Source organism: Microbacterium sp. EG9 (assembly GCF_059759475.1).
This window is the reverse complement of the sequence record NZ_CM186217.1, coordinates 507,970-526,947: the sequence shown is the minus strand read 5'-3', so window position 1 is coordinate 526,947 and position 18,978 is coordinate 507,970. Positions and strand designations below refer to the sequence as shown.

At 69.4% G+C, this 18,978-nt stretch carries 19 protein-coding genes and 1 riboswitch; of the genes, 12 read left to right on the top strand and 7 right to left on the bottom strand.

Features of this window, described 5'->3' with window-relative positions; all coding sequences use genetic code 11:
* Positions 1–19: 19 nt before the first annotated feature.
* Both AC6CQV_RS02305 and trpS read left to right on the top strand, forming a co-directional pair.
* Positions 20–853, top strand: coding sequence for an exodeoxyribonuclease III (locus AC6CQV_RS02305; RefSeq protein ID WP_498260143.1), 834 nt, complete (start codon positions 20–22; stop codon positions 851–853).
* Positions 854–919: 66 nt separating this feature from the next.
* Complete coding sequence (gene trpS, locus AC6CQV_RS02300) at positions 920–1,924, top strand: tryptophan--tRNA ligase (protein ID WP_082734301.1); 1,005 nt, start codon at positions 920–922, stop codon at positions 1,922–1,924.
* A 116-nt stretch (positions 1,925–2,040) separates the two neighbouring features.
* On the opposite strand, the gene AC6CQV_RS02295 is transcribed toward trpS, so the two are convergent.
* Positions 2,041–2,871 (bottom strand): endonuclease domain-containing protein, encoded by an 831-nt coding sequence (locus AC6CQV_RS02295; protein WP_498260142.1) that lies wholly within the window; start codon positions 2,869–2,871, stop codon positions 2,041–2,043.
* Between the two features lie 285 nt (positions 2,872–3,156).
* On the opposite strand from AC6CQV_RS02295, the gene AC6CQV_RS02290 reads away from it, so the two are divergent.
* From AC6CQV_RS02290 to AC6CQV_RS02275, 4 genes are all read left to right on the top strand, one after another.
* A complete protein-coding gene (locus AC6CQV_RS02290; RefSeq protein ID WP_205283357.1) occupies positions 3,157–3,720 on the top strand; it encodes a GNAT family N-acetyltransferase in 564 nt (187 codons plus the stop codon).
* Between the two features lie 33 nt (positions 3,721–3,753).
* Positions 3,754–4,617 carry an Fpg/Nei family DNA glycosylase gene (locus AC6CQV_RS02285; protein WP_498260141.1) on the top strand — a complete coding sequence of 288 codons (864 nt, stop codon included), beginning with the start codon at positions 3,754–3,756 and terminating at the stop codon, positions 4,615–4,617.
* Positions 4,618–4,835: 218 nt separating this feature from the next.
* The gene (locus tag AC6CQV_RS02280; protein WP_498260140.1) at positions 4,836–5,120 is read left to right on the top strand and encodes a recombinase family protein; all 285 of its coding nucleotides are present in this window, start codon (positions 4,836–4,838) and stop codon (positions 5,118–5,120) included.
* A 445-nt stretch (positions 5,121–5,565) separates the two neighbouring features.
* On the top strand, positions 5,566–5,871 hold the full coding sequence (locus tag AC6CQV_RS02275) for a DUF4145 domain-containing protein (protein WP_498260139.1): 306 nt from the start codon (positions 5,566–5,568) through the stop codon (positions 5,869–5,871).
* A 126-nt stretch (positions 5,872–5,997) separates the two neighbouring features.
* On the opposite strand, the gene AC6CQV_RS02270 is transcribed toward AC6CQV_RS02275, so the two are convergent.
* Positions 5,998–7,332 (bottom strand): PIN domain-containing protein, encoded by a 1,335-nt coding sequence (locus AC6CQV_RS02270; protein ID WP_498260138.1) that lies wholly within the window; start codon positions 7,330–7,332, stop codon positions 5,998–6,000.
* Positions 7,333–7,954: 622 nt separating this feature from the next.
* The gene (locus tag AC6CQV_RS02265; RefSeq protein WP_498260137.1) at positions 7,955–9,706 is read right to left on the bottom strand and encodes a glycerol-3-phosphate dehydrogenase/oxidase; all 1,752 of its coding nucleotides are present in this window, start codon (positions 9,704–9,706) and stop codon (positions 7,955–7,957) included.
* A gap of 131 nt (positions 9,707–9,837) precedes the next feature.
* A riboswitch (FMN riboswitch) is annotated at positions 9,838–9,993 on the top strand.
* Between the two features lie 71 nt (positions 9,994–10,064).
* On the opposite strand from AC6CQV_RS02265, the gene ribD reads away from it, so the two are divergent.
* The 4 genes from ribD to ribH are packed head-to-tail and all read left to right on the top strand — an operon-like array spanning position 10,065 to position 13,532.
* Positions 10,065–11,144, top strand: a complete 1,080-nt coding sequence (gene ribD / locus AC6CQV_RS02260; protein ID WP_061782047.1) for a bifunctional diaminohydroxyphosphoribosylaminopyrimidine deaminase/5-amino-6-(5-phosphoribosylamino)uracil reductase RibD — start codon at positions 10,065–10,067, stop codon at positions 11,142–11,144.
* Positions 11,144–11,785 (top strand): riboflavin synthase, encoded by a 642-nt coding sequence (locus tag AC6CQV_RS02255; RefSeq protein ID WP_498260136.1) that lies wholly within the window; start codon positions 11,144–11,146, stop codon positions 11,783–11,785. Before ribD ends, AC6CQV_RS02255 begins: the two co-directional genes overlap by 1 nt.
* Entirely contained in the window at positions 11,782–13,062 is a 1,281-nt protein-coding gene (gene ribA / locus AC6CQV_RS02250) for a GTP cyclohydrolase II (RefSeq protein WP_191008966.1), read from the top strand. Before AC6CQV_RS02255 ends, ribA begins: the two co-directional genes overlap by 4 nt.
* On the top strand, positions 13,059–13,532 hold the full coding sequence (gene ribH, locus AC6CQV_RS02245) for a 6,7-dimethyl-8-ribityllumazine synthase (protein ID WP_060961003.1): 474 nt from the start codon (positions 13,059–13,061) through the stop codon (positions 13,530–13,532). The genes ribA and ribH overlap by 4 nt, the downstream gene beginning before the upstream one ends.
* 161 nt (positions 13,533–13,693) lie before the next feature.
* Here ribH and AC6CQV_RS02240 read toward each other — a convergent pair whose 3' ends face one another.
* Positions 13,694–13,978 carry a GIY-YIG nuclease family protein gene (locus AC6CQV_RS02240; RefSeq protein WP_498260135.1) on the bottom strand — a complete coding sequence of 95 codons (285 nt, stop codon included), beginning with the start codon at positions 13,976–13,978 and terminating at the stop codon, positions 13,694–13,696.
* Positions 13,979–14,193: 215 nt separating this feature from the next.
* Between AC6CQV_RS02240 and AC6CQV_RS02235 the strand changes: the two genes are divergently transcribed.
* Positions 14,194–14,544, top strand: coding sequence for a hypothetical protein (locus AC6CQV_RS02235; protein ID WP_060961005.1), 351 nt, complete (start codon positions 14,194–14,196; stop codon positions 14,542–14,544).
* Positions 14,545–14,701: 157 nt separating this feature from the next.
* Positions 14,702–16,096, top strand: a complete 1,395-nt coding sequence (locus AC6CQV_RS02230; RefSeq protein ID WP_205283363.1) for an MFS transporter — start codon at positions 14,702–14,704, stop codon at positions 16,094–16,096.
* An 82-nt stretch (positions 16,097–16,178) separates the two neighbouring features.
* On the opposite strand, the gene AC6CQV_RS02225 is transcribed toward AC6CQV_RS02230, so the two are convergent.
* The 3 genes from AC6CQV_RS02225 to AC6CQV_RS02215 are packed head-to-tail and all read right to left on the bottom strand — an operon-like array spanning position 16,179 to position 18,813.
* Positions 16,179–17,006, bottom strand: coding sequence for an ABC transporter permease (locus tag AC6CQV_RS02225; RefSeq protein WP_060961007.1), 828 nt, complete (start codon positions 17,004–17,006; stop codon positions 16,179–16,181).
* Positions 17,003–17,875 carry an ABC transporter permease gene (locus tag AC6CQV_RS02220; protein WP_060961008.1) on the bottom strand — a complete coding sequence of 291 codons (873 nt, stop codon included), beginning with the start codon at positions 17,873–17,875 and terminating at the stop codon, positions 17,003–17,005. The genes AC6CQV_RS02225 and AC6CQV_RS02220 overlap by 4 nt, the downstream gene beginning before the upstream one ends.
* Positions 17,872–18,813, bottom strand: coding sequence for an ABC transporter ATP-binding protein (locus AC6CQV_RS02215; protein ID WP_060961009.1), 942 nt, complete (start codon positions 18,811–18,813; stop codon positions 17,872–17,874). The genes AC6CQV_RS02220 and AC6CQV_RS02215 overlap by 4 nt, the downstream gene beginning before the upstream one ends.
* Positions 18,814–18,978: the final 165 nt, after the last annotated feature.

The window sequence follows — 18,978 nt, the reverse complement described above, 5'->3', positions numbered from 1 at the left end:
CGCTGGTTAGGGTGGTCTGGTGCCTCGAAACCTCCGCGTCGCCTCGGTCAACGTCAACGGCATCCGTGCCGCCGCTCGCAAGGGGATGCGTCCCTGGCTCGAGTCCGCCGGCGTCGACGTGCTCACCCTGCAGGAGGTGCGCGGTGAGGCCGCACACCTGGCCGAGGCGCTGCCGGGCTGGCACGTCGTCAACGACGAGGCGCTGGCGAAGGGCCGCGCCGGCGTCGCGATCGCGGCGCGCGCACCCATCGACGTCTGGCGCGTCGAGCTCGGAGACGAGGCCCTCGACTCGCGGGGCCGCTGGGTGGAGGCCGACATCGACGTGGACGGCGAGCGCCTCACGGTCGTGAGCGCGTACGTCCACACCGGCGAGGCCGACACCGAGAAGCAAGTCGCCAAGTACGCCTTCCTCGATGCGATGGAAGCGCGGATGCCGCAGCTCGGCGCGCTCGCGCTGATCACCGGCGATCTCAACGTCGGTCACCGCGAGCTCGACATCCGCAATTGGCGCGGCAATGTGAAGAAGGCGGGCTTCCTGCCGCGGGAGCGCGCGTACTTCGACCGGTTCCTCGGCCCGGCCGGTGCCGAGGTCGCCTGCATCGACGGGACCACCGGCACCGGCCTGGGCTGGGTCGACGTCGGCCGCCGCTGGGCGGGCGAGGTCGACGGACCGTACTCCTGGTGGTCGAACCGGGGGAAGGCGTTCGACACCGACACCGGATGGCGCATCGACTACCACCTCGCCAGCCCGGCGCTCGCGGAGCGGGTGGTCGACTACCGCGTGGTGCGCGCCCCCTCCTGGGACACCCGGTGGAGCGATCACGCGCCCGTCATCGCCGACTACACCTTCTGACGACGGCGCGGCGGGGCGGCGGCCGTCGCGGGCGGGGAGCCGGCATCCGTTCTCTAGACTTGGACGATGACCAGGCCCCGCCTCTACTCCGGAATGCAGCCCTCCGCCGACTCCCTCCAGCTCGGCAACTACATCGGGGCTCTCCTGCAGTGGCGTGACCTGCAGGAGGCGTACGAGGCGTTCTTCTCGGTCGTCGACCTCCACGCGCTCACCCAGCCGAACGACCCGGCGGAGCTGCGCGAGAAGACCCGCCGCACGGCGGCGCAGTACATCGCGGCCGGCATCGAGCCGTCGAAGTCGACCCTCTACGTGCAGTCGCACGTGCGGGCGCACGCCGAGCTCGCCTGGGTGCTGTCGACGATCACCGGCTTCGGCGAGGCCGGCCGCATGACGCAGTTCAAGGACAAGTCCGCCCGGTACGGCGCCGATCAGACGAATGTGGGCCTGTTCACCTATCCGGTGCTGATGGCGGCCGACATCCTGCTCTACCAGACCGACATCGTGCCGGTCGGCGACGACCAGAAGCAGCACGTCGAGCTCACCCGCGACCTCGCCGAGCGCTTCAACGGCCGGTACGGCGAGACGTTCCGGGTGCCGATGCCGGTGATCCAGAAGGACACCGCCCGCATCTACGACCTGCAGAACCCGACGTCGAAGATGAGCAAGTCCGCCGAGTCCGACGCGGGTGTGCTGTGGATGCTGGACGACCCGGCCGTGTCGGCGAAGAAGATCATGCGCGCCGTCACCGACAGCGAGGGCGCGGTGCGCTACGACAAGGAGAACAAGCCCGGCGTCTCGAACCTGCTCGTGATCTACGCGGCCCTGACCGGTCGCCAGATCCCGTCGATCGAGGACGAGTACGCGGGCCGCGGCTACGGCGACTTCAAGAAGGGGCTCGCAGAGGTGGTCGTGAACGAGTTCGGGCCGGTGCGCCGGCGCGCGCTCGAGCTGCTCGACGACCCGGCGGAGCTGGATCGCGTGCTCGCCGCCAACGCCGACCGCGCCGCGGAGGTCGCCGACGCGACCCTCGCGGACGTCTACGCCAAGGTCGGGCTGCTGCGCCGCGGCTGACCCCCCTCCCCCGACCCCGCCCCGCGAGCAGGCGTCGCGGGGTGGGTGCCGGTGTGGTCTGCACAACTCCGCCTGCGCGGTCACTGTAGAGGGCTGGATCCCTTCCGGCGCCCCGCTCAGGCGGAGTTGCGCCGGGACGCGGCCGCTGGTCGCCCACCCCGCACGAGGGCGCGCAGCGCGGTGTATACCTCGTCGGGACGGTACAGGATCTGCGCTGCCGTCAGGCGGAGGGTGAGGTAGCCGCGGGCGGCGAGCGCGAGATCCCGTTCGCGGTCCTTGACCTGCTGACGCCAGTCCGAGTGGAACTCCCTGCTGTCGCACTCTATGACGAGCCATCCGTCGACGAGGAGATCCACGAAGCCCACCCCGCGGAAGTAGACCTGCGGGACGGCGCGCGCACCCAACTTCCAGAGCATCACGCGGACCAGACTCTCGGTGCCCGCCTGCGCGCGACCGTCGAGGCGCCGGCGCAGCGTGCGATGCCGCCTCGGCAGGTGCGAGAACAGCGCATCGAGGTCACTGCGACGGATCAGTCCTTTGTTGAGGGCGGAGTCCAGGGTCGCGACGGCATAGCGCGGAGGCTGGCAGAGCACGGCGTGGACCAGCGCGTCGAAGACACCCACGCACACGGTGTCGGCGTCCTCCGGACGTGCCAGCGGCATCCAGTGAAGACGCAACCCACGGCGGTCGGCCCGCTGCGGCAGCGGGCGCCGACGATCGTCGGGGGCTCGCAGTCGGCTGGCTCCGCGGGTGACGTGCACATGGAGCGCGTCGTTGGCGAACACGAAGACGCCGCGCGTCGCCAGCGCGCTGAGACAGGTGAGACGTCCACCGACGCGCACCGCCTCGACGGCGGCCGCCGGAGCCGTTGCGGGGAGATAGTGATCACGGCGGGCACGGACGATCTGGCCGCGTCGCACGGCTTCAGCGATGCGATGTCGGGTCATTCCCCTCTCCAGGAGCTCGCGTGCGGAGAGACAGACGACCTGATCCATGCCGCAATGCTGACCAGCCTCCGGCGGCTCGCGCCCGCTGCGGAAGAACTCCTGGACATCCGGGCGAAAGGGCGGCGCTGTGGACGATGCGGCACTCATCCGCATGACTCCATCGGAACCGGCGGCGGGTGACCCCTGAGCAGCCCAACGGGCGACTCCGGCGGAGTCATGCAGGGCGGGGGCCCGGAGCGGGGCCCAGGGCGGGGGCCCGGGGAGGGGGCGGGATAGGCTCGCTGCATGCAACCGGTGACGCTGAGGACGCAGCGGCTCGAGCTCTCGATCCCGACGGACGGCGATGTCGACGCGATCTTCGCGGCCTGCCAGGACGAGCTGATCCAGCGGTTCACCACCGTCCCCTCGCCGTACGAGCGCTCGCACGCCGAGGGGTTCGTCCGCAAGGCCGCGGGGTGGTGGGATGCCGGGACGGAGGCGACCTGGGCCGTGCGCCATGACGGACGACTGGTCGGCATGATCGGGCTGCACCGTCTGGCCGCGGGCTCCGGCGAGCTGGGCTACTGGATGACCGCGGACGCGCGTGGACGGGGGCTCGTGGTCGAGGCCGCCCGCGCGGTGCTCGACTGGGGTTTCTCGCCCGACGGCCTCGGACTCGTCCGCATCGAGTGGCGCGCCGTGGCGGAGAACCCCGCATCGCACCGCGTCGCGCAACGTCTCGGGTTCCGGTACGAAGGACGTCAGCGCTCGGCGCTGGTCAACGGCGCGGGGATCCGCAGCGACGGCCTCGTGGCGGGTCTGCTCGTCGGCGACGATCGGGCACCCCAGGCCTGGCCGGCATCCCCCTGACGCCGCGTCCGGGGGCCGTGGCAGGATGAGGTCATGCCCGAGATGCCGGAGGTGCAAGGTCTCGTCGACTTCCTCGGCACCCGCGCGTCCGAGCGCACCGTCGTCAAGATCACGGTCGCGAACATCGCGGCCCTGAAGACCTACGATCCGCCGATCGACGCCCTCGTGGGAACGACGATCTCCGGCGCGACACGGCGCGGGAAGTTCGTCGATCTCGCGACGGATGCCGGCAGCCATCTCATCTTCCACCTCGCGAAAGCGGGCTGGCTGCGCTGGTACGACGCCGTGCCCGACACGGTGATCCGCCCCGGCAAGACGCCCATCGCGCTGCGCGTCCGCCTCGACGACGGGTCGGGCTTCGACCTCACCGAAGCCGGCACCAAGAAGTCCCTCGCGGTCTACGCGGCGCGCGAGCCCGCCGACGTCCCCGGCATCGCGCGCCTGGGACCGGACCCGCTCGCCCCCGACTTCACGCGCGACACGCTCGCCTCCCTGCTGGCGGGCCGGCGCACCCAGATCAAAGGGGTGCTGCGCGACCAGTCGATCGTCGCGGGTATCGGCAACGCCTACTCGGACGAGATCCTCCACGCCGCGCGCATGTCGCCGTACGCGCTGGCGGCGAGTCTCACCGACACGGATGTGGACCGCCTCTACGACGCGATGCGCACGACACTGACGGATGCCGTGGCCACCGCATCCGGCAAGCCTCCGGCCGACCTCAAGGATGCGAAGCGACGCGGCATGGCCGTGCACGGCCGCCGCGGCGAGGCCTGCCCGGTGTGCGGTGACGGGGTGCGCAGCGTCTTCTTCGCCGACAACTCGCTCGAGTACTGCCCCACGTGCCAGACGGGTGGGAAGCTGCTGGCCGATCGGCGGCTGTCGCGACTGCTGAAGTGACGCGACGCCCAGGAATGCGAGCGCCGTAGCGGCGGGGCCGGTACGGTCGCCGCGCGCTCAGCGCGCCGCCGCCGGCTGCCAGGCCGGATCGGCGGCGTGCACCGCGGCGAGCGCGCGATCGACCTCGGCCGCCTGCGCGGCGGCATCCCACCCCACCCGCGAACGGCGAACTCATCCTCAACGTGCTGATCTCGATGCCGCAGTGGAAACGGCGAATCATGAGCGAGCACACCAAGTCAGGTCTCGCAGCCGTCCGCCGTCGCCCCAACCCGGACAAGAAGGCACTCGGTCGCCCTCGCGCGGTGCCCGACGACATCGTGGCCCGAATCGTTCGCGAGCACCGCGAAGGTATGACCGCCTACCGAATCGCGAAGAACCTCACGGCAGACCAGGTGCCGACAGCCCAGGGCGCGAGCGACTGGTCACCCCAGACGGTCAACCGGATTCTTGAGCGCGAAGCGCGCGAAGCGACGGCCCTCTCTGCACTCGCGGAGGCATCCTAGGCGCATCTCAGGCGACAGCGGGTGCCAGGCGATATCGACAATCGACCAGGCCACGCAAGTGCCTCAGATGATCGCGGTTGACGGAGGCCCGGTGCACAATGGAGCCATGACCGCAACGCTATGTGCCTTCTGTGAAAAGAACTCTCATATGACTCCGCAGTGGGTTCGCCTGCTGAGCTCGGAGCATTGGCACAGCAGTCCCGGGACTCCGATCGGAATACTCCAGGCAGCCGCTACATGTGACAACTGCGGCCATCTCAGCATCGGAGTCGCGGACTCGTACTCAACAGCGGGCCAGGCCTACGACGGGTACTTCAACAACACTCCCGACGAGAACTTCTCATGGTTCCCACGGGTAGGCACAGCACCCGTCTTTCCCGACGTACCGACGCATATCGCTCAGGCGGCGAGGGAAGCACACTCGGCCTTCAGCATCAACGCACCCATGGCCGCGATCCTTATGGCTCGTACCGTTGTCGAGGCGACTGCGAAGGCGAAGGGCGTTACGTCGAGAAACCTGCTTTCAAAGATCGATACGCTGGCGAAGCAGAACATCATCCGCAACGACACGAAGGACGCCGCTCACGAAATTCGCCACCTCGGCAACGACATGGCTCATGGCGACATCGATGATGTGCCGGACTCAGAGGACGTTGCCGACGTGCTCGCTCTCATGGATGAGGTGTTGAACGAGGTATTTCAAGGACCCGCGAAGACCGCACGCCTCCGGGAACGCCGCGCAGCGACCTGACGCCTTACCGTGGGCATGTCGCTTAGGCACCCACCGTGTCCGCACGGCGAACGATTGCTCAGCTCGTCTCGCCTTGCTTCGGAAACGAGCGTCGCTCAGAGTGGCACTCGACGCCAGGATGCCCTACTACTCCTCCAACATCTCAGGCGGATAAAACTCCTCGTCCACTACCGACGGGCTGTCAACACCGGCCTCAGTTTCGGCCTCAGCCATGGCTCGAAGCGCCGCGACACGTTCGACATACTCTTGTGGGCTAGTTGCGTTGGCCTTTAAGTACTGGTAAGCAGCCTCCGCGGTTGGGGTGGACCGAAAGAGTCCGTTCTCGGCCAGGTAGTTGGTAAAACCGATCGCGGAGCCGCCATTCTGAGCGAAGCCAACGGCGTCGCCAACGCCGGTGAGTCCCAGTCGACCTCTTGCGGCTACACCGATGCGATCAACTCCAGACAGTACGCCGGCCGTCCCGGGAGCGAAGCCGCCGTCCATGAGCCGGGCGCGGATTGTGCGCTTTTCATCCTCCGTGGCCTCACGCAGGGATCGGATCAGCGCTTCAATGTCAGAAACCGACGCCCTAGTGCGACTAGTTCGTCCGATGGTTCCCGCCTCCCGAACGGCCGTTTCGCTTACCTTCTTTTCGTCCGGAAGTGCCTTGTTTGCATATTCGAGAAAGCGTCGCGAAGTGTAGAAATGCACACGACGCTCAGCGCGCGCGTAGAATTCCTCTACCAACTCTGGTCTAGCACCGATCGTTCGGCCGTCGACGCGCTCCCACCAGTCCTCTTTCACGTCGTTGGTGACGAAGATCACGGGCAGTTTGACCTCTTCGGCATGATCCAGAATCTGAGACCACAGGATGAAGTCCCCGTATCTCTCTTCACCTTTCTTTTCTGAGTCCTTGTATCCCGGGGGAATGCGTCTGGCGAAGCGGCCGTCGGCCTCAGTGTGCTTTGACTTCATGTCTTCGGTGCCATACGGTTTCCCGACGCGACCATCAAAGATCTCGCTTACAGTGTCGAACGTGTGGCCATGCGCCTGCTGTTCTAGAACCGCTGACGTATGCTCATCGATCGCCGCGTTGAGGCGCGTTCGCAACTTCTTGAGGTACCGAACGGCAGCCTTTTCTAGATCCGCGGCCTCGATTGGGAGATGAGTGCGCAGCTGCCTGAGCTTCTCGACCACCCCCGTCTCGGCGCCGTCGATCTCCTTCCTGATCTCCTCGAACGCCTTCCTCTGCGCCGAAGGGATGCTCCTGCGGTTCCTCTGGAACTCAAGCGCGACCTGATGCGGGATCCACAACCGCTTCTTGTGTCGACCCAGGAATCCAAGTAACTCGTCGCGAGTACTCGACGAGTACCTGAAGAGGTCGAGTAGCGCGTTGGTGTCGAGCACTATCAGCCCGTTGGACCACAGGTCACTCAATTCCGCTTCGCTGGGCGGATAGTGTCCTCGGAACATCTTCTTCATCGGTCGCGGTCCCCTCCACAAGCACAACCTATCGAGCCAGCGGTCGACCGCGCACCTCGATCGCGGCGTCTTCGCAGTCGCACCGCTGCCAGTTCTTGGCAACTGGAGATTTGCACGAATCCCCAGAGACTGCGTCCTATCAACCTCTGAGGGCACCTGGCGCGAGTGTCGATATCGCCAAGGTGTCTCCGTGCGCTCACAGACGACTTCGCCATCTGCGCCACCACGAGCGGTTCCGTGCCTTGACGCCCGCGGCTAGCGCTGCTCGCTCCCTTGCAAGTTTGGCCTGGCGACGCTGCTCAAACGCGTTCTGCACTTCGAGCTCAAGTCCGGTCAACTCGACGTTTCGCCTTATGGTCTGACCGATCGGCGGTGCGACCGCGACCACGAACGAGCCGGCACCCACGAGCACGACAATGAACGCCTTCGCCGCAGGGTGCGGCGGAGTGTCATCCGCTAGCCGAGAGAGGCCGAGGGTCTCTATGACTCCCTCGAGTACTGCCCCACATGCCAGACGGGCGGCAAGCTACTGGCCGATCGGCGGCTGTCGCGACTGCTGAAGTGACGCGACGCCCGGGAACGCGAGCGCCGTAGCGGCGGGGCCGGTGCGGTCGCCGCGCGCTCAGCGCGCCGCCGCCGGCTGCCAGGCCGGATCGGCGGCGTGCACAGCGGCGAGCGCGCGATCGACCTCGGCCGCCTGCGCGGCGGCATCCCACCCCATGACCGGTGCGATCGCGTCGGCGATCTCGACGGCGACGGCCCGGTCAGCGCGGCCTCGGAAGGCGAGATCGGTGCGACGCAGGAGCACGTCCTCGAGGTGCACGACCAGTTCGGTGCGGGCGAGGTGACGCAGCTCGTCGCGCGTGTAGTCCGGCGCCGTCCGCAGGGGGACGTCGTCGGCGCCCGTCGCGGCGATGACCTCCTCGGCGATCGTGCCATAGCGATCGAGGAGGACGGAGACGCGCGCCGGGTCCACCGCGCCGGCGTGCGCCAGCACCCACTGTCGGCGGGCGCGCTCGGACGTCGGATAGCCGACGCCGCCGCCGATGGCGAGCCCCTTCGTCGTCCGTGTCCGCGGGCGGGCGAGCACCTCCAGCACCCGGTCGGTGAGGTGGGCGGCCGAGGCGCGGAAGGTGGTCCATTTGCCGCCCACGAGACTGAGGACGGTAGGCGCGTCGGTGCCGGGCATCCGCTCGGCCTCGATCCGGTAGTCGCGCGACACGAAACCGGGAGCCACGTCGCCGTGTCCGGGCAACGGGCGCACGCCGGCGAAGCGGTGCACGATCTGCGAGCGATCGACGGCGATCGTGGGGAAGACGTGGCCGATCAACTCGAAGAAGTAGTCGATCTCGTCGTCGGTGCACACGATCGGCGCGCCCATGTCGTGCTCGAGGTCGGTCGTGCCCACGAGCACGCGTCCCTTCAGCGGGTAGATGAGCACGATGCGGCCGTCGGAGTGCTCGAAGAACAGTTCGCGGCCGGCGGTCGCCTCGAGCAGTTCCTCGTTGTCCAGCACGATGTGCGAGCCCTTGGTCCCACCCATGTCATGCGTGTCGTCGCCGAGGGCGCGGTTGGTGAGGTCGGTCCACGGTCCCGACGCGTTCACGACGACGGATGCCGAGAACACGAACTCCGCTCCGGAATCGGCGTCGCGGAGCACCACCTTGCCGTCGTCGTGTCCGACGGCGGCCGTGTAGGTCGCGACGCGCGCCCGGTCGTCCGCCGCTCCGGCGCGCAGCCCGTCGCGCAGGACGTCGACCGCGAGCCGCTCCGGGTCGTGGAGGGAGGCGTCCCAATACGTCGCGGTGTAGCGGGTGGCGGGGTTGAGCCGCGGCAGCTGCCGAAGCGAGGCGGACCGGCCGTGGAACGCGTGGCGCGGCACCGCGCCTCCCCCGAAGAGTCCGCCGCCGCGGGAGAACGAGTCGTAGATCACGAGGCCGATCTTGATGAGCACCGCTCCCCGCTCACGGCGCTTCCCGGCGCCGTGCCGGAGGAACCGCAACGGAGCCGACAGGACTCCGGAGAAGGTCGAGCCGATCGGGATGGTCGTCTGCAGCGGCCGGACGTAGTGCGCCGCGGTCCGCAGCAGCGCGTTGCGCTCGGTGACGGCCTCGTGGACGAGGCGGAACTCGCCGTTCTCGAGGTAGCGGATGCCGCCGTGGATCATGTGACTCGAGGCCGCCGATGCTCCCGAGACGACGTCGCCGCGCTCGACGAGAGCCACGTCGACGCCCTGCAGTGCGAGGTCGCGGAAGGTCGCGAGCCCGTTGATGCCGCCGCCGATGATGAGCACGTCGGCGAAGGGGCGCTCACGAAGACGAGCCGCCCCGCGCACATCGTCGCTGCTCTGCGTGCCGCTGGTGTCGTGAGCCATCGTCGCCTCCCCGTCGTGTGTGCCTCCAGGCTAGGCCGCGGGGCGGGGAGATCGCTGGGCGGCCGCGCGGAATCCTCCGACCGACACGGAATGAAATCCGCATCCGCGCGTTGACTAGGATCAAGTGCAAGAAACGTGCTCCGGGGTCGGTGTGAATCCGAACCGGCGGTGACAGTCCGCGAGCCCCCTCTCACCAGGGGGTTGATCCGGTGGGATTCCGGAACCGACGGTGATGTGCGAAGGCCCTGCGGGCCCGAGCGCTAGTCCGGATGGGAGGCAGCACGGACGACGATCCGTACGCGGACGCGTCGTCTGCGGTGTCGAACGCGCCCCCGGAGCCTCAGGTGGAGGACGACGGATGGCAGCGACAGACCGCGACGACACGGTGATCGACCGTGCCATGCGGCGCGCCCTGGAGATCGCACGGCGGGGCCCGCGAGGAGTCAATCCCCAGGTGGGGGCCGTCATCCTCTCTCCCGACGGACAGGTGCTCGCCGAGGGCTGGCATCGCGGGGCGGGCACGGCTCACGCCGAGGTGGACGCGCTCACCCGACTGACCGCACGCTCCGGCGCGGATGCCGCGCGCGGCACCACCGCCGTGGTCACCCTCGAGCCCTGCAATCACACGGGCCGCACGGGCCCGTGCAGCGAGGCGCTCATCGCTGCCGGCGTGGCCCGCGTGGTCTATGCCGTCGACGATCCCGGCGAGCAGTCCTCGGGGGGTGCGCAGCGGCTGCGCGCCGCGGGCGTCGAGGTGATCCGCGGCGTCGGCGGGGACGAGGGCGAAGCGCTGCTCGACTCGTGGTTGACGGTGCAGCGCCTCGGCCGACCGCACGTGACGCTCAAGTGGGCACAGTCCCTCGACGGGCGCGCGGCGGCCGCCGACGGCACGAGCCAGTGGATCACCGGTGCGCAGGCGCGGGCCGACGTGCACCGCCGCCGGAGCGTCGCCGATGCGATCCTCGTCGGCACGGGCACGCTGCTCGCCGACGACCCCGCGCTGACGGCACGCCGGCCCGACGGCACGCTCTACGACGACCAGCCGCGACCCGTGGTCGTCGGCACGCGCGCCACGCCCCTGGATGCCCGCGTCCGGCGGCATCCGCGCCCGTTCATGCAGGACGAGGGCGATGACCTCGCCGACCTGCTCGACCGGCTCCGCGAGCTGGGCGCGCACCGCGTCTTCGTCGAGGGCGGACCGACCCTGGCGTCGTCGTTCGTCCGCGAGGGGCTCGTCGACGAGCTGCTCGTCTACATCGCGCCCACGCTGATCGGCGGACCGCGGCTCGCGGTCGGCGACATCGGCGTCGCGACGATCACGGGGCAGCGCCGGCTGGCCACGGCATCCGTCGAACGGCTCGGCGACGACCTGCTCATCGTCGGGCATCTGCGCTCGGCGCACGAGGCCCACACCGCGACCACGGAGGAAGAGGACTGATGTTCACCGGAATCATCGAAGAGCGCGGCGAGATCGTCGCGGTGGAACCGTCGGGCGACGGCGTGCGGATGACCGTGCGGGCGCCGCTGTCGGTGTCCGACGCCGGCCACGGCGACTCGATCGCGGTCAGCGGCGTGTGCCTGACCGTCGTCGACCAGGGCGACGACTGGTTCACGGCCGACGTCATGCGCCAGAGCCTCGACATGGCGCTGGGCGCTTTCGGCCCGGGAACCCGTGTCAACCTCGAACGCGCCATGGCCGCGCACGGGCGCCTCGGCGGACACATCGTGCAGGGGCACGTCGACGGCACCGGGACCGTGCTCGAGGTGCGGCCGGGTGCCGAGTGGCGCGTCATCCGCATCTCGCTGCCCGCGGAGCTCGCCCCCCTCGTCGTCGACAAGGGGTCGATCGCGGTCGACGGCGTCTCGCTCACGGTGTCGAACGCCTCCGATGCCGCGGCCTCCGAGGCCTGGTTCGAAGTGTCGCTCATCCCCGAGACGCTCGAGGCGACGACGCTCGGCGACCGGGTGGCCGGCGACCGCGTCAACCTCGAGACCGACATCCTGGCGCGTCACGTCCAGCGCCTCCTCGCTTTCACCCCGACCTCTCCCGAGAACACGAACGAAGGGGGCTCACGATGAGCCTGTCGACCATCCCCGAAGCCCTCGATGCCCTCCGCGCGGGGCGGCCGGTCATCGTCGCCGATGACGAGAACCGCGAGAACGAGGGCGACATCATCCTGTCGGCGCAGCTCGCGACGCCCGAATGGCTGGCATGGACCATCCGCTGGTCGAGCGGGTTCATCTGCGCGCCGATGCCCGCCGAGTGGGCGGACCGTCTCGACCTGCCGCCGATGGTCGCGGTCAACGAGGACGCCCGCGGGACCGCCTACACGGTCAGCGTCGACGCCGCCGACCGTGTCTCGACCGGGATCAGCGCCACCGACCGCTCGCACACCCTCAACGTGCTCGCCGACCCGGCATCCGTGCCGTCGTCGGTGATCCGACCGGGGCACATCCTGCCGCTGCGCGCCGTCGACGGCGGCGTGCGCGAGCGGGCCGGCCACACCGAGGCCGGAGTCGAGCTCATGCGCCTCGCGGGCCTGCAGCCGGTCGCCGCGATCGGCGAGGTGGTCGCTGAGGACGGGTCGATGATGCGGCTTCCGGGTCTGCTCGAGATGGGCGCTCGCGAAGGCGTGCCCGTCATCACGATCGAGCAGCTCATCGGCTACCTCGACGAGGTCGAGCCCGCGGCCATCGCGGCGCCCTCTCCCGCGGCGCAGAAGCGCCGGGTGAGCCTGCGCGCCGAGGCGACCGTTCCCACCTCGCACGGCACGTTCCGCTTCCTCGCCTACAAGGATCGCGTCACCGGCACCGACCACATCGCCGTCGTCTCCGGCGACCTCACCGAGGACGCCCCGCTCGTGCGCGTGCACTCGGAGTGCCTGACGGGCGAGGCCTTCGGCTCGCTCAAGTGCGAGTGCGGTCCGCAGCTGGACGCGGCGCTGGATCGCATCGAGAAGGACGGCGGGGTCGTCGTCTACATGCGCGGACACGAGGGCCGGGGCATCGGTCTCATCAACAAGCTGCGTGCGTACAGCCTGCAGGAGCGGGGGCTCGACACCGTCGACGCGAACCTGGCTCTGGGACTTCCCGCCGATGCGCGCGACTACGCGGCGGCCGGCGGCATCCTCGCCGATCTGGGCGTGGACCGCATCCGCCTGCTGACGAACAACTCCGACAAGGTCAAGCAGCTGCGCGAGCTCGGACTGGATATCGTCGAGCAGGTGCCGCTGCTGGTCGGCGTCGGCGCCAACAACCACCAGTACCTGGCCACCAAGCGCGATCGCATGGGCCACATCATCAGCGCGGACGAGCTCGACGCGGCTCTCGCGCACAGCACGGAGGAGCACGCATGAGCGGCCACGGAGCCCCCCAGACCGCCCCGATCGACGCCACGGGACTGCGGGTCGTCGTCATCGCGGGCCTCTGGCACGACGTCATCACCGACGGCCTCATCGCCGGCGCGGAGCGCGTGCTCTCGGCATCCGGCGCGTCGTGGAGCCTCGAACGCGTCCCCGGCTCGTTCGAGCTGCCCGTCGCGGCGAAGGCGGCGCTCGACGCCGGCGCCGACGCGGTGGTGGCGCTCGGCGTGATCATCCGTGGCGGCACGCCGCACTTCGAGTTCGTCTCGTCCGCGGCCACCGACGGGCTCACCCGCGTCGCCCTCGACACCGGCAAGCCGGTCGGGTTCGGGGTGCTCACGCTGGACGACGAGCAGCAGGGTCTCGACCGCGCGGGTCTTCCCGCGTCGAAGGAGGACAAGGGCGCCGAGGCGGCGGATGCCGCACTGCGGACGGCCCTGCTGCTGCGGCGCCTGCGCGGCTGACGCGCTGCGCCGGGGAACGCGTTTCGACGCGCTCCGCTCGCTCAACGACCGGGGGTGCGGAGGGAACGCGTTTCGACTCGCTCCGCTCGCTCAACGACCGGGGGTGCGGACCTCACCACCCGGTCGTTGAGCGAGGCCCGCAGGGCCGAGTCGAAACGCTCTCAGTCGCCGCGACGGCGGGCACTCCACCGCCGCACCGCCTCGATACCGCCCTCGGCGTAGGCGAGACGTTTCGCGTGACTCCACCCCTGCAGCCGCTTCTCCCAGGCGAACGCGTCCGCGACGCGCGCCATCTCCTCGCTCCAGATCAGCTCCACGGGCAGACGCCGGCGCGTGTACACGGCTCCCTCGCCCGCCGCATGCTGCGCGATGCGCCGATCGAGATCGATCGTGCTGCCCACGTAGAGCGTGCCGTCGGCGCACCGCAGCATGTAGACGAACGGCATCCCGCGACGGTACCGGGGGCCGCGCGGATGCCGGGGGCGTTGTCCACAGCCCGGGAACGCGTTTCGACTCGCTGCGCTCGCTCAACGACCGGGGGTGCACACGTTTCGACTCGCTGCGCTCGCTCAACGACCGGGGAGAGGGCACACGTTCGACTCGCTGTGCTCGCGCGGCGGGCGGGGGCGCGGATCCGCCCGCCATCAGTTAGGCTGAAGGCATGGAGATCCTGCGTCACGCCGTCGTCCTCGTCCACCTCACCGGTTTCGCGATCCTCTTCGGCGCCTGGGTCGTGGAGGCGGTGGGCCAGCGGCGCATCACGCGACTGATGACGTGGGGCATGGTCATCGCCGCCGTCGCGGGGCTCGCCCTCGCCGCCCCGTGGGGCATCGACCACCCGCTGAACTACACCAAGCTCGGCGTGAAGCTCATCGTGCTGCTCGCGATCGGCGCCGTCCTGGGCATCGGCACCGCGCGCCAGCGCAAGGCGGGCGCGGCGCCGGCGGCACTGTTCTGGCTCGTCGGCATCCTCACCTTCCTCAACGCGGCCCTGGCCGTGCTCTGGCGCTGACCCGGCGTAGACTCGATGGCCGTGCGCCGGGAACCTGCCGGCGCCCCGGTGCCCCCATCGTCGCGGCGCCCGCCGCACACACCCCTGCCCCGGACGCCCACCACCGGCGCGTCCCACGAGGACCTTCGACACCCCATCGATAGGTAGCTCACTCCGCATGTCCGCAGCCACCGCGGCCCCCGCCGCACCCGCCAACTCCCGCGCCCGCGTCATCACCGCGAGCCTCGTCGGCACCACCATCGAGTTCTACGACTTCTACGTCTACGCGACCGCCGCGGTTCTCGTGTTCCCGGTGCTCTTCTTCCCGACCGGCGACGAGACCACCGCCCTGCTGTCGTCGTTCGCCGTCTTCGGCGCCGCGATGATCGCCCGCCCGATCGGCGCCGTCGTCTTCGGTCACTTCGGCGACCGCTTCGGCCGCAAGGCCACGCTCGTCGCGTCTCTGCTCACGATGGGCATCGCGACCTTCCTCATCGGATGCCTGCCCACCTATGCCGGCATCGGTTGGTGGGCGGCCTTCCTGCTGCTGATCCTGCGCCTCTTCCAGGGCTTCGCCCTCGGCGGCGAGTGGTCGGGCGCCGCCCTCGTGGCCACCGAGAACGCCCCGAAGGGCAAGCGCGCGTGGTACGGCACGTTCCCGCAGCTGGGCGCCCCCATCGGCTTCATCATCGCCAACACCCTGTTCCTCGTGATCAACTTCGCCCTCCCCCACCCCGACGGCCCCCTGCAGCGCTCGGACGCCTTCCTCTCCTGGGGCTGGCGCGTGCCGTTCCTGTTCTCGGCGGTGATGGTGATCATCGGTCTCTGGGTGCGTCTGAAGCTCGTGGAGTCGACGACGTTCACCGCGGCCGAGAAGAAGGGCGCGATCCGCCGGTTCCCGCTGGGCGAGGTCGTCCGCGGGCACGGGAAGAACCTCGTCCTCGGCACGTTCATCATGCTCGCCACCTACGTGCTCTTCTATCTGATGACGAGCTTCACCCTCGCCTACGGCACGAAGGCCGCCGACGCCCCCGTCCCCGGGCTCGGCTTCGGCTACACCGACTTCGTGATCATGCAGATCATCGGTGTCGTGTTCTTCGGCGTCTTCACGCTGCTGTCGGGTCCCATCGCGGATGCCGTGGGGCGGCGGAAGCTCCTCATCTGGGTGACCGCGCTGATCGGTGTGCTCGGACTCACCTTCAACGTGTTCCTCCTCCCGGCCGTCGACCCGAAGTTCACCGGCGCGCTCGTGCAGGCCTTCCTCGTGTTCGGCTTCATGCTGATGGGGGCCACCTTCGGGCCGATGGGCGCCGTGCTGCCGGAGCTCTTCCCGACCAACGTCCGCTACACCGGCTCGGCGATCGCGTACAACGTCTCGTCGATCCTCGGCGCGGCCATCGCCCCCTCGATCGCTCTCGGCCTCTGGGCCGCGGCCGGCGGCGAGCCGTGGCTGGTCGGCCTGTATCTGTCGGGCTCGGCGGTACTCACCCTCATCGCCCTGGTGCTGTCCCGTGAGACCAAGGACGTCGACTACGAGACGAACATCGGCCTGGGCGAGACCGGCTCGCTCTGAGCCTTCGGCGACGACCGGCGGATGCCGCGGCCCGGGTGGACCGCGGCATCCGTCGTCTCACGTCGTGCGCGCCGCTGCGAGCTCAGTCGAGGAACAGCGCGCGCAGCCGTTTGGTCGTGAACACGAGCCCGATCGCGATCATGACGAGGTAGTAGAGCACGTGCCAGAGCATGTCGACGCTCAGGATGCCGGTCGTGAGCCCGCGGATCAGCTCCACCCCGTGCCACAGCGGCAGGGCCATGACGATCTGCTGCACCCAGCCGGGGTAGACCGTGATCGGGTAGAACGTGGCGGAGAACAGGAACATCGGCAGGAGCACGAAGTTGATCCAGTCCATCTGCTGGAACGTCTTCATGTAGCTCGTGACGGCCATGCCGAGGCTCGCGAAGCCGAAGGCGATCAGCACGACCGCGGGCAGGGCGAGCACCGCGGTCCAGGCGAGGTTGAGCCCGAGGACCTGCATGATGATCATGAACCCGGTCGCGTAGGCGAGTCCGCGCAGCAGCGCGTAGAGGATCTCGCCCAGGGCGACGTCGAGCGGTCCGAGCGACGTCGCGAGCATCCCCTCGTAGAGCTTGCCGTAGTTGAGCTTGAAGAAGACGTTCCACGTGGAGTCGTAGATGGCGCCGTTCATCGCCGACACCGCCAGCAGCGCCGGGGCGATGAAGGCGGCGTAGCTGACGCTGGCACCCTGGGTGGTCTCGACGTCACCGATGAGCGCGCCGAGGCCGATGCCCATCGAGGCCAGGTAGAACACCGGCTCGAAGAAGCCGGAGAGCACGACCGCCCAACTCGACGACCGGGCCGCGATGAGCCCGCGTTGCACGACGGCGCCCGGGTTGCCCGCCCACAGCGCGCGGACGCCGCCGCGGCGGGCCGCGGTGGAGGGCACCTCGACGACGGCGCTCATTTCGCGAGCCTCTCGGTGAAGACGCGGCGGGCGAACAGGTAGCCGACCACCGCGAGGGCGAGCAGGTAGACGAGGTGGACCGCGACCATCACCGGGTCCACCGCCGCGCCGTAGGTGGCGACGCGACCGAGTTCGGCGCCGTGCCACAGCGGCGAGACCCACCCGATCCACTGCAACCACAGCGGCAGCGAGTCCAGCGGGTAGAACGTGCCGGAGAACAGGAACATCGGCATGAAGAGGAAGCGCTGCACGAGGGCGAACTGCCCCTTGTCGTCTTCGATCGACCCCGCGTACGCCATGAGCGGGATGCCGAAGGCGAGCCCCGCCAGCACACCGGCGAACACCGCGAGCCACCCCGTCGCGGGATGCGGCACCGCCCCGAACGGCAGCAGCCAGACGATCAAGTAGTACGCGGCCGAGGCGACGACCATGCGCGCCGTCGCCCCCGCGACCACCCCGTTCGCGATCTGCGGGCTCGACAGCGGCGACGCGTTGAAGCCGTAGAAGTAGCGCCGCCACTTGAAACCGGCCATGACCGGATACGTCAGCTCCTCGCTGGCCACCGAGATCGTCGCCGTCGCCAGCAGCGCCGGCGCGACGAACATCAGGTAGCTGACCTCCTGACCGTGGTCGACGATCGGCACGCGGATGAGCGCGGCCAGGCCCACCGCGAGGCCGAGGAGGTACAGGATCGGCTGCCCGACGGCGCCGACGATGATCGTCCAGCCGTACGCGCGCATCGCGCGCACCATGTGCTCCGTGACGTACCAGCTGCCGCGCCGGCGGGGCTTGCGTCCCCACGCCATCGCCTCGGCACGCAGCTCGTCGAGGCTCGGATGCGTCCCGGCATCCGTCTGCGGCGCGCTCATTCGATCAGCGACCTTCCCGTGAGCCGCAGGAACACGTCCTCCAGCGACGAACGGCGAACGAGCGAGGTGATCGGCTCCAGGCCCTGGGCGGTGACGCGCTCGAGGGCCGCTTCGCCGTCGTCGGCGTAGATCAGGATGCGGTCGGGGAGCACCTCGACGCGGTCGCCGATGCCGGCGAGGCTCTCGGCGACGACGGCGTTGCGATCGGAGCCGAAGCGCACCTCCAGCACCTCGCGGCTCGAGTGCGCGCGGATGAGGGATGCCGGGGTGCCCTCGGCCATGATGCGTCCCTTGTCGACGACGATGAGCCGGTCGCACAGCTGCTCGGCCTCGTCCATGTAGTGCGTGGTCAGCACGAGCGTCGTGCCGCGCTCCTTGAGACGGAACAGGCGGTCCCACAGCACGTGGCGCGCCTGCGGGTCGAGGCCCGTCGTCGGCTCGTCCAGCAGGAGGATGCGAGGGTCGTTGATGAGTCCGCGGGCGATCGTGAGGCGGCGCTTCATACCGCCGGAGAGCTGGTCGACCTTGTTCTTCGCCTTGTCCTCGAGCTGCGCGAAGGCGAGCAGCTCATCGGCCTTCTCGTGGCAGACCTTGCCGGGAAGACCGAAGTACCGCCCGTAGATGTAGAGGTTCTCGCGGGCGTTGAGCTCCCCGTCGAGGTTGTCCTGCTGCGGGACGACGCCGAGCCGCGAGCGGATCTCGGGGCCGTATCGGTCGGGGTCGAGTCCGAGGATCTGCAGCTCGCCCGCGGTGCGGGTGGAGACGGCGCCGATCATCTTCATGGTCGTCGACTTGCCGGCCCCGTTCGGGCCCAGCAGACCGAACGACTCCCCCGGCGCGACCTCGAAGCTGAGACCGTCGACGGCGACGAAGTCGGGCTTCCCCTTGACCTTGTAGGACTTCACGAGGTGACGAGCGGAGATGACAGGAGCGGGCACCGGTCCACCCTATCCGCGGCCTCCGACAGGGCACGCACCGTTCATCCGTCCCGCGATGTCGCGAGCGGCGGCGGGTGGCGACACCGGGGGACGGATGGGCGTCACTCGGCATCCGGATGTGCGGGAAGCGGGAGGGTGACCCCGCGCGGCGCCGCCGAGAGAGAA

What these genes read in the sequence shown, in the direction of transcription:
- trpS (WP_082734301.1), top strand. Translation starts at nt 920, where the DNA reads ATGACCAGGCCCCGCCTCTACTCCGGAATGCAGCCCTCCGCCGACTCC.
- AC6CQV_RS02295 (WP_498260142.1), bottom strand. Translation starts at nt 2,871, where the DNA reads ATGACCCGACATCGCATCGCTGAAGCCGTGCGACGCGGCCAGATCGTC.
- AC6CQV_RS02290 (WP_205283357.1), top strand. Translation starts at nt 3,157, where the DNA reads ATGCAACCGGTGACGCTGAGGACGCAGCGGCTCGAGCTCTCGATCCCG.
- AC6CQV_RS02285 (WP_498260141.1), top strand. Translation starts at nt 3,754, where the DNA reads ATGCCCGAGATGCCGGAGGTGCAAGGTCTCGTCGACTTCCTCGGCACC.
- AC6CQV_RS02280 (WP_498260140.1), top strand. Translation starts at nt 4,836, where the DNA reads ATGAGCGAGCACACCAAGTCAGGTCTCGCAGCCGTCCGCCGTCGCCCC.
- AC6CQV_RS02275 (WP_498260139.1), top strand. Translation starts at nt 5,566, where the DNA reads ATGGCCGCGATCCTTATGGCTCGTACCGTTGTCGAGGCGACTGCGAAG.
- AC6CQV_RS02270 (WP_498260138.1), bottom strand. Translation starts at nt 7,332, where the DNA reads ATGAAGAAGATGTTCCGAGGACACTATCCGCCCAGCGAAGCGGAATTG.
- AC6CQV_RS02265 (WP_498260137.1), bottom strand. Translation starts at nt 9,706, where the DNA reads ATGGCTCACGACACCAGCGGCACGCAGAGCAGCGACGATGTGCGCGGG.
- ribD (WP_061782047.1), top strand. Translation starts at nt 10,065, where the DNA reads ATGGCAGCGACAGACCGCGACGACACGGTGATCGACCGTGCCATGCGG.
- AC6CQV_RS02255 (WP_498260136.1), top strand. Translation starts at nt 11,144, where the DNA reads ATGTTCACCGGAATCATCGAAGAGCGCGGCGAGATCGTCGCGGTGGAA.
- ribA (WP_191008966.1), top strand. Translation starts at nt 11,782, where the DNA reads ATGAGCCTGTCGACCATCCCCGAAGCCCTCGATGCCCTCCGCGCGGGG.
- ribH (WP_060961003.1), top strand. Translation starts at nt 13,059, where the DNA reads ATGAGCGGCCACGGAGCCCCCCAGACCGCCCCGATCGACGCCACGGGA.
- AC6CQV_RS02240 (WP_498260135.1), bottom strand. Translation starts at nt 13,978, where the DNA reads ATGCCGTTCGTCTACATGCTGCGGTGCGCCGACGGCACGCTCTACGTG.
- AC6CQV_RS02235 (WP_060961005.1), top strand. Translation starts at nt 14,194, where the DNA reads ATGGAGATCCTGCGTCACGCCGTCGTCCTCGTCCACCTCACCGGTTTC.
- AC6CQV_RS02230 (WP_205283363.1), top strand. Translation starts at nt 14,702, where the DNA reads ATGTCCGCAGCCACCGCGGCCCCCGCCGCACCCGCCAACTCCCGCGCC.
- AC6CQV_RS02225 (WP_060961007.1), bottom strand. Translation starts at nt 17,006, where the DNA reads ATGAGCGCCGTCGTCGAGGTGCCCTCCACCGCGGCCCGCCGCGGCGGC.
- AC6CQV_RS02220 (WP_060961008.1), bottom strand. Translation starts at nt 17,875, where the DNA reads ATGAGCGCGCCGCAGACGGATGCCGGGACGCATCCGAGCCTCGACGAG.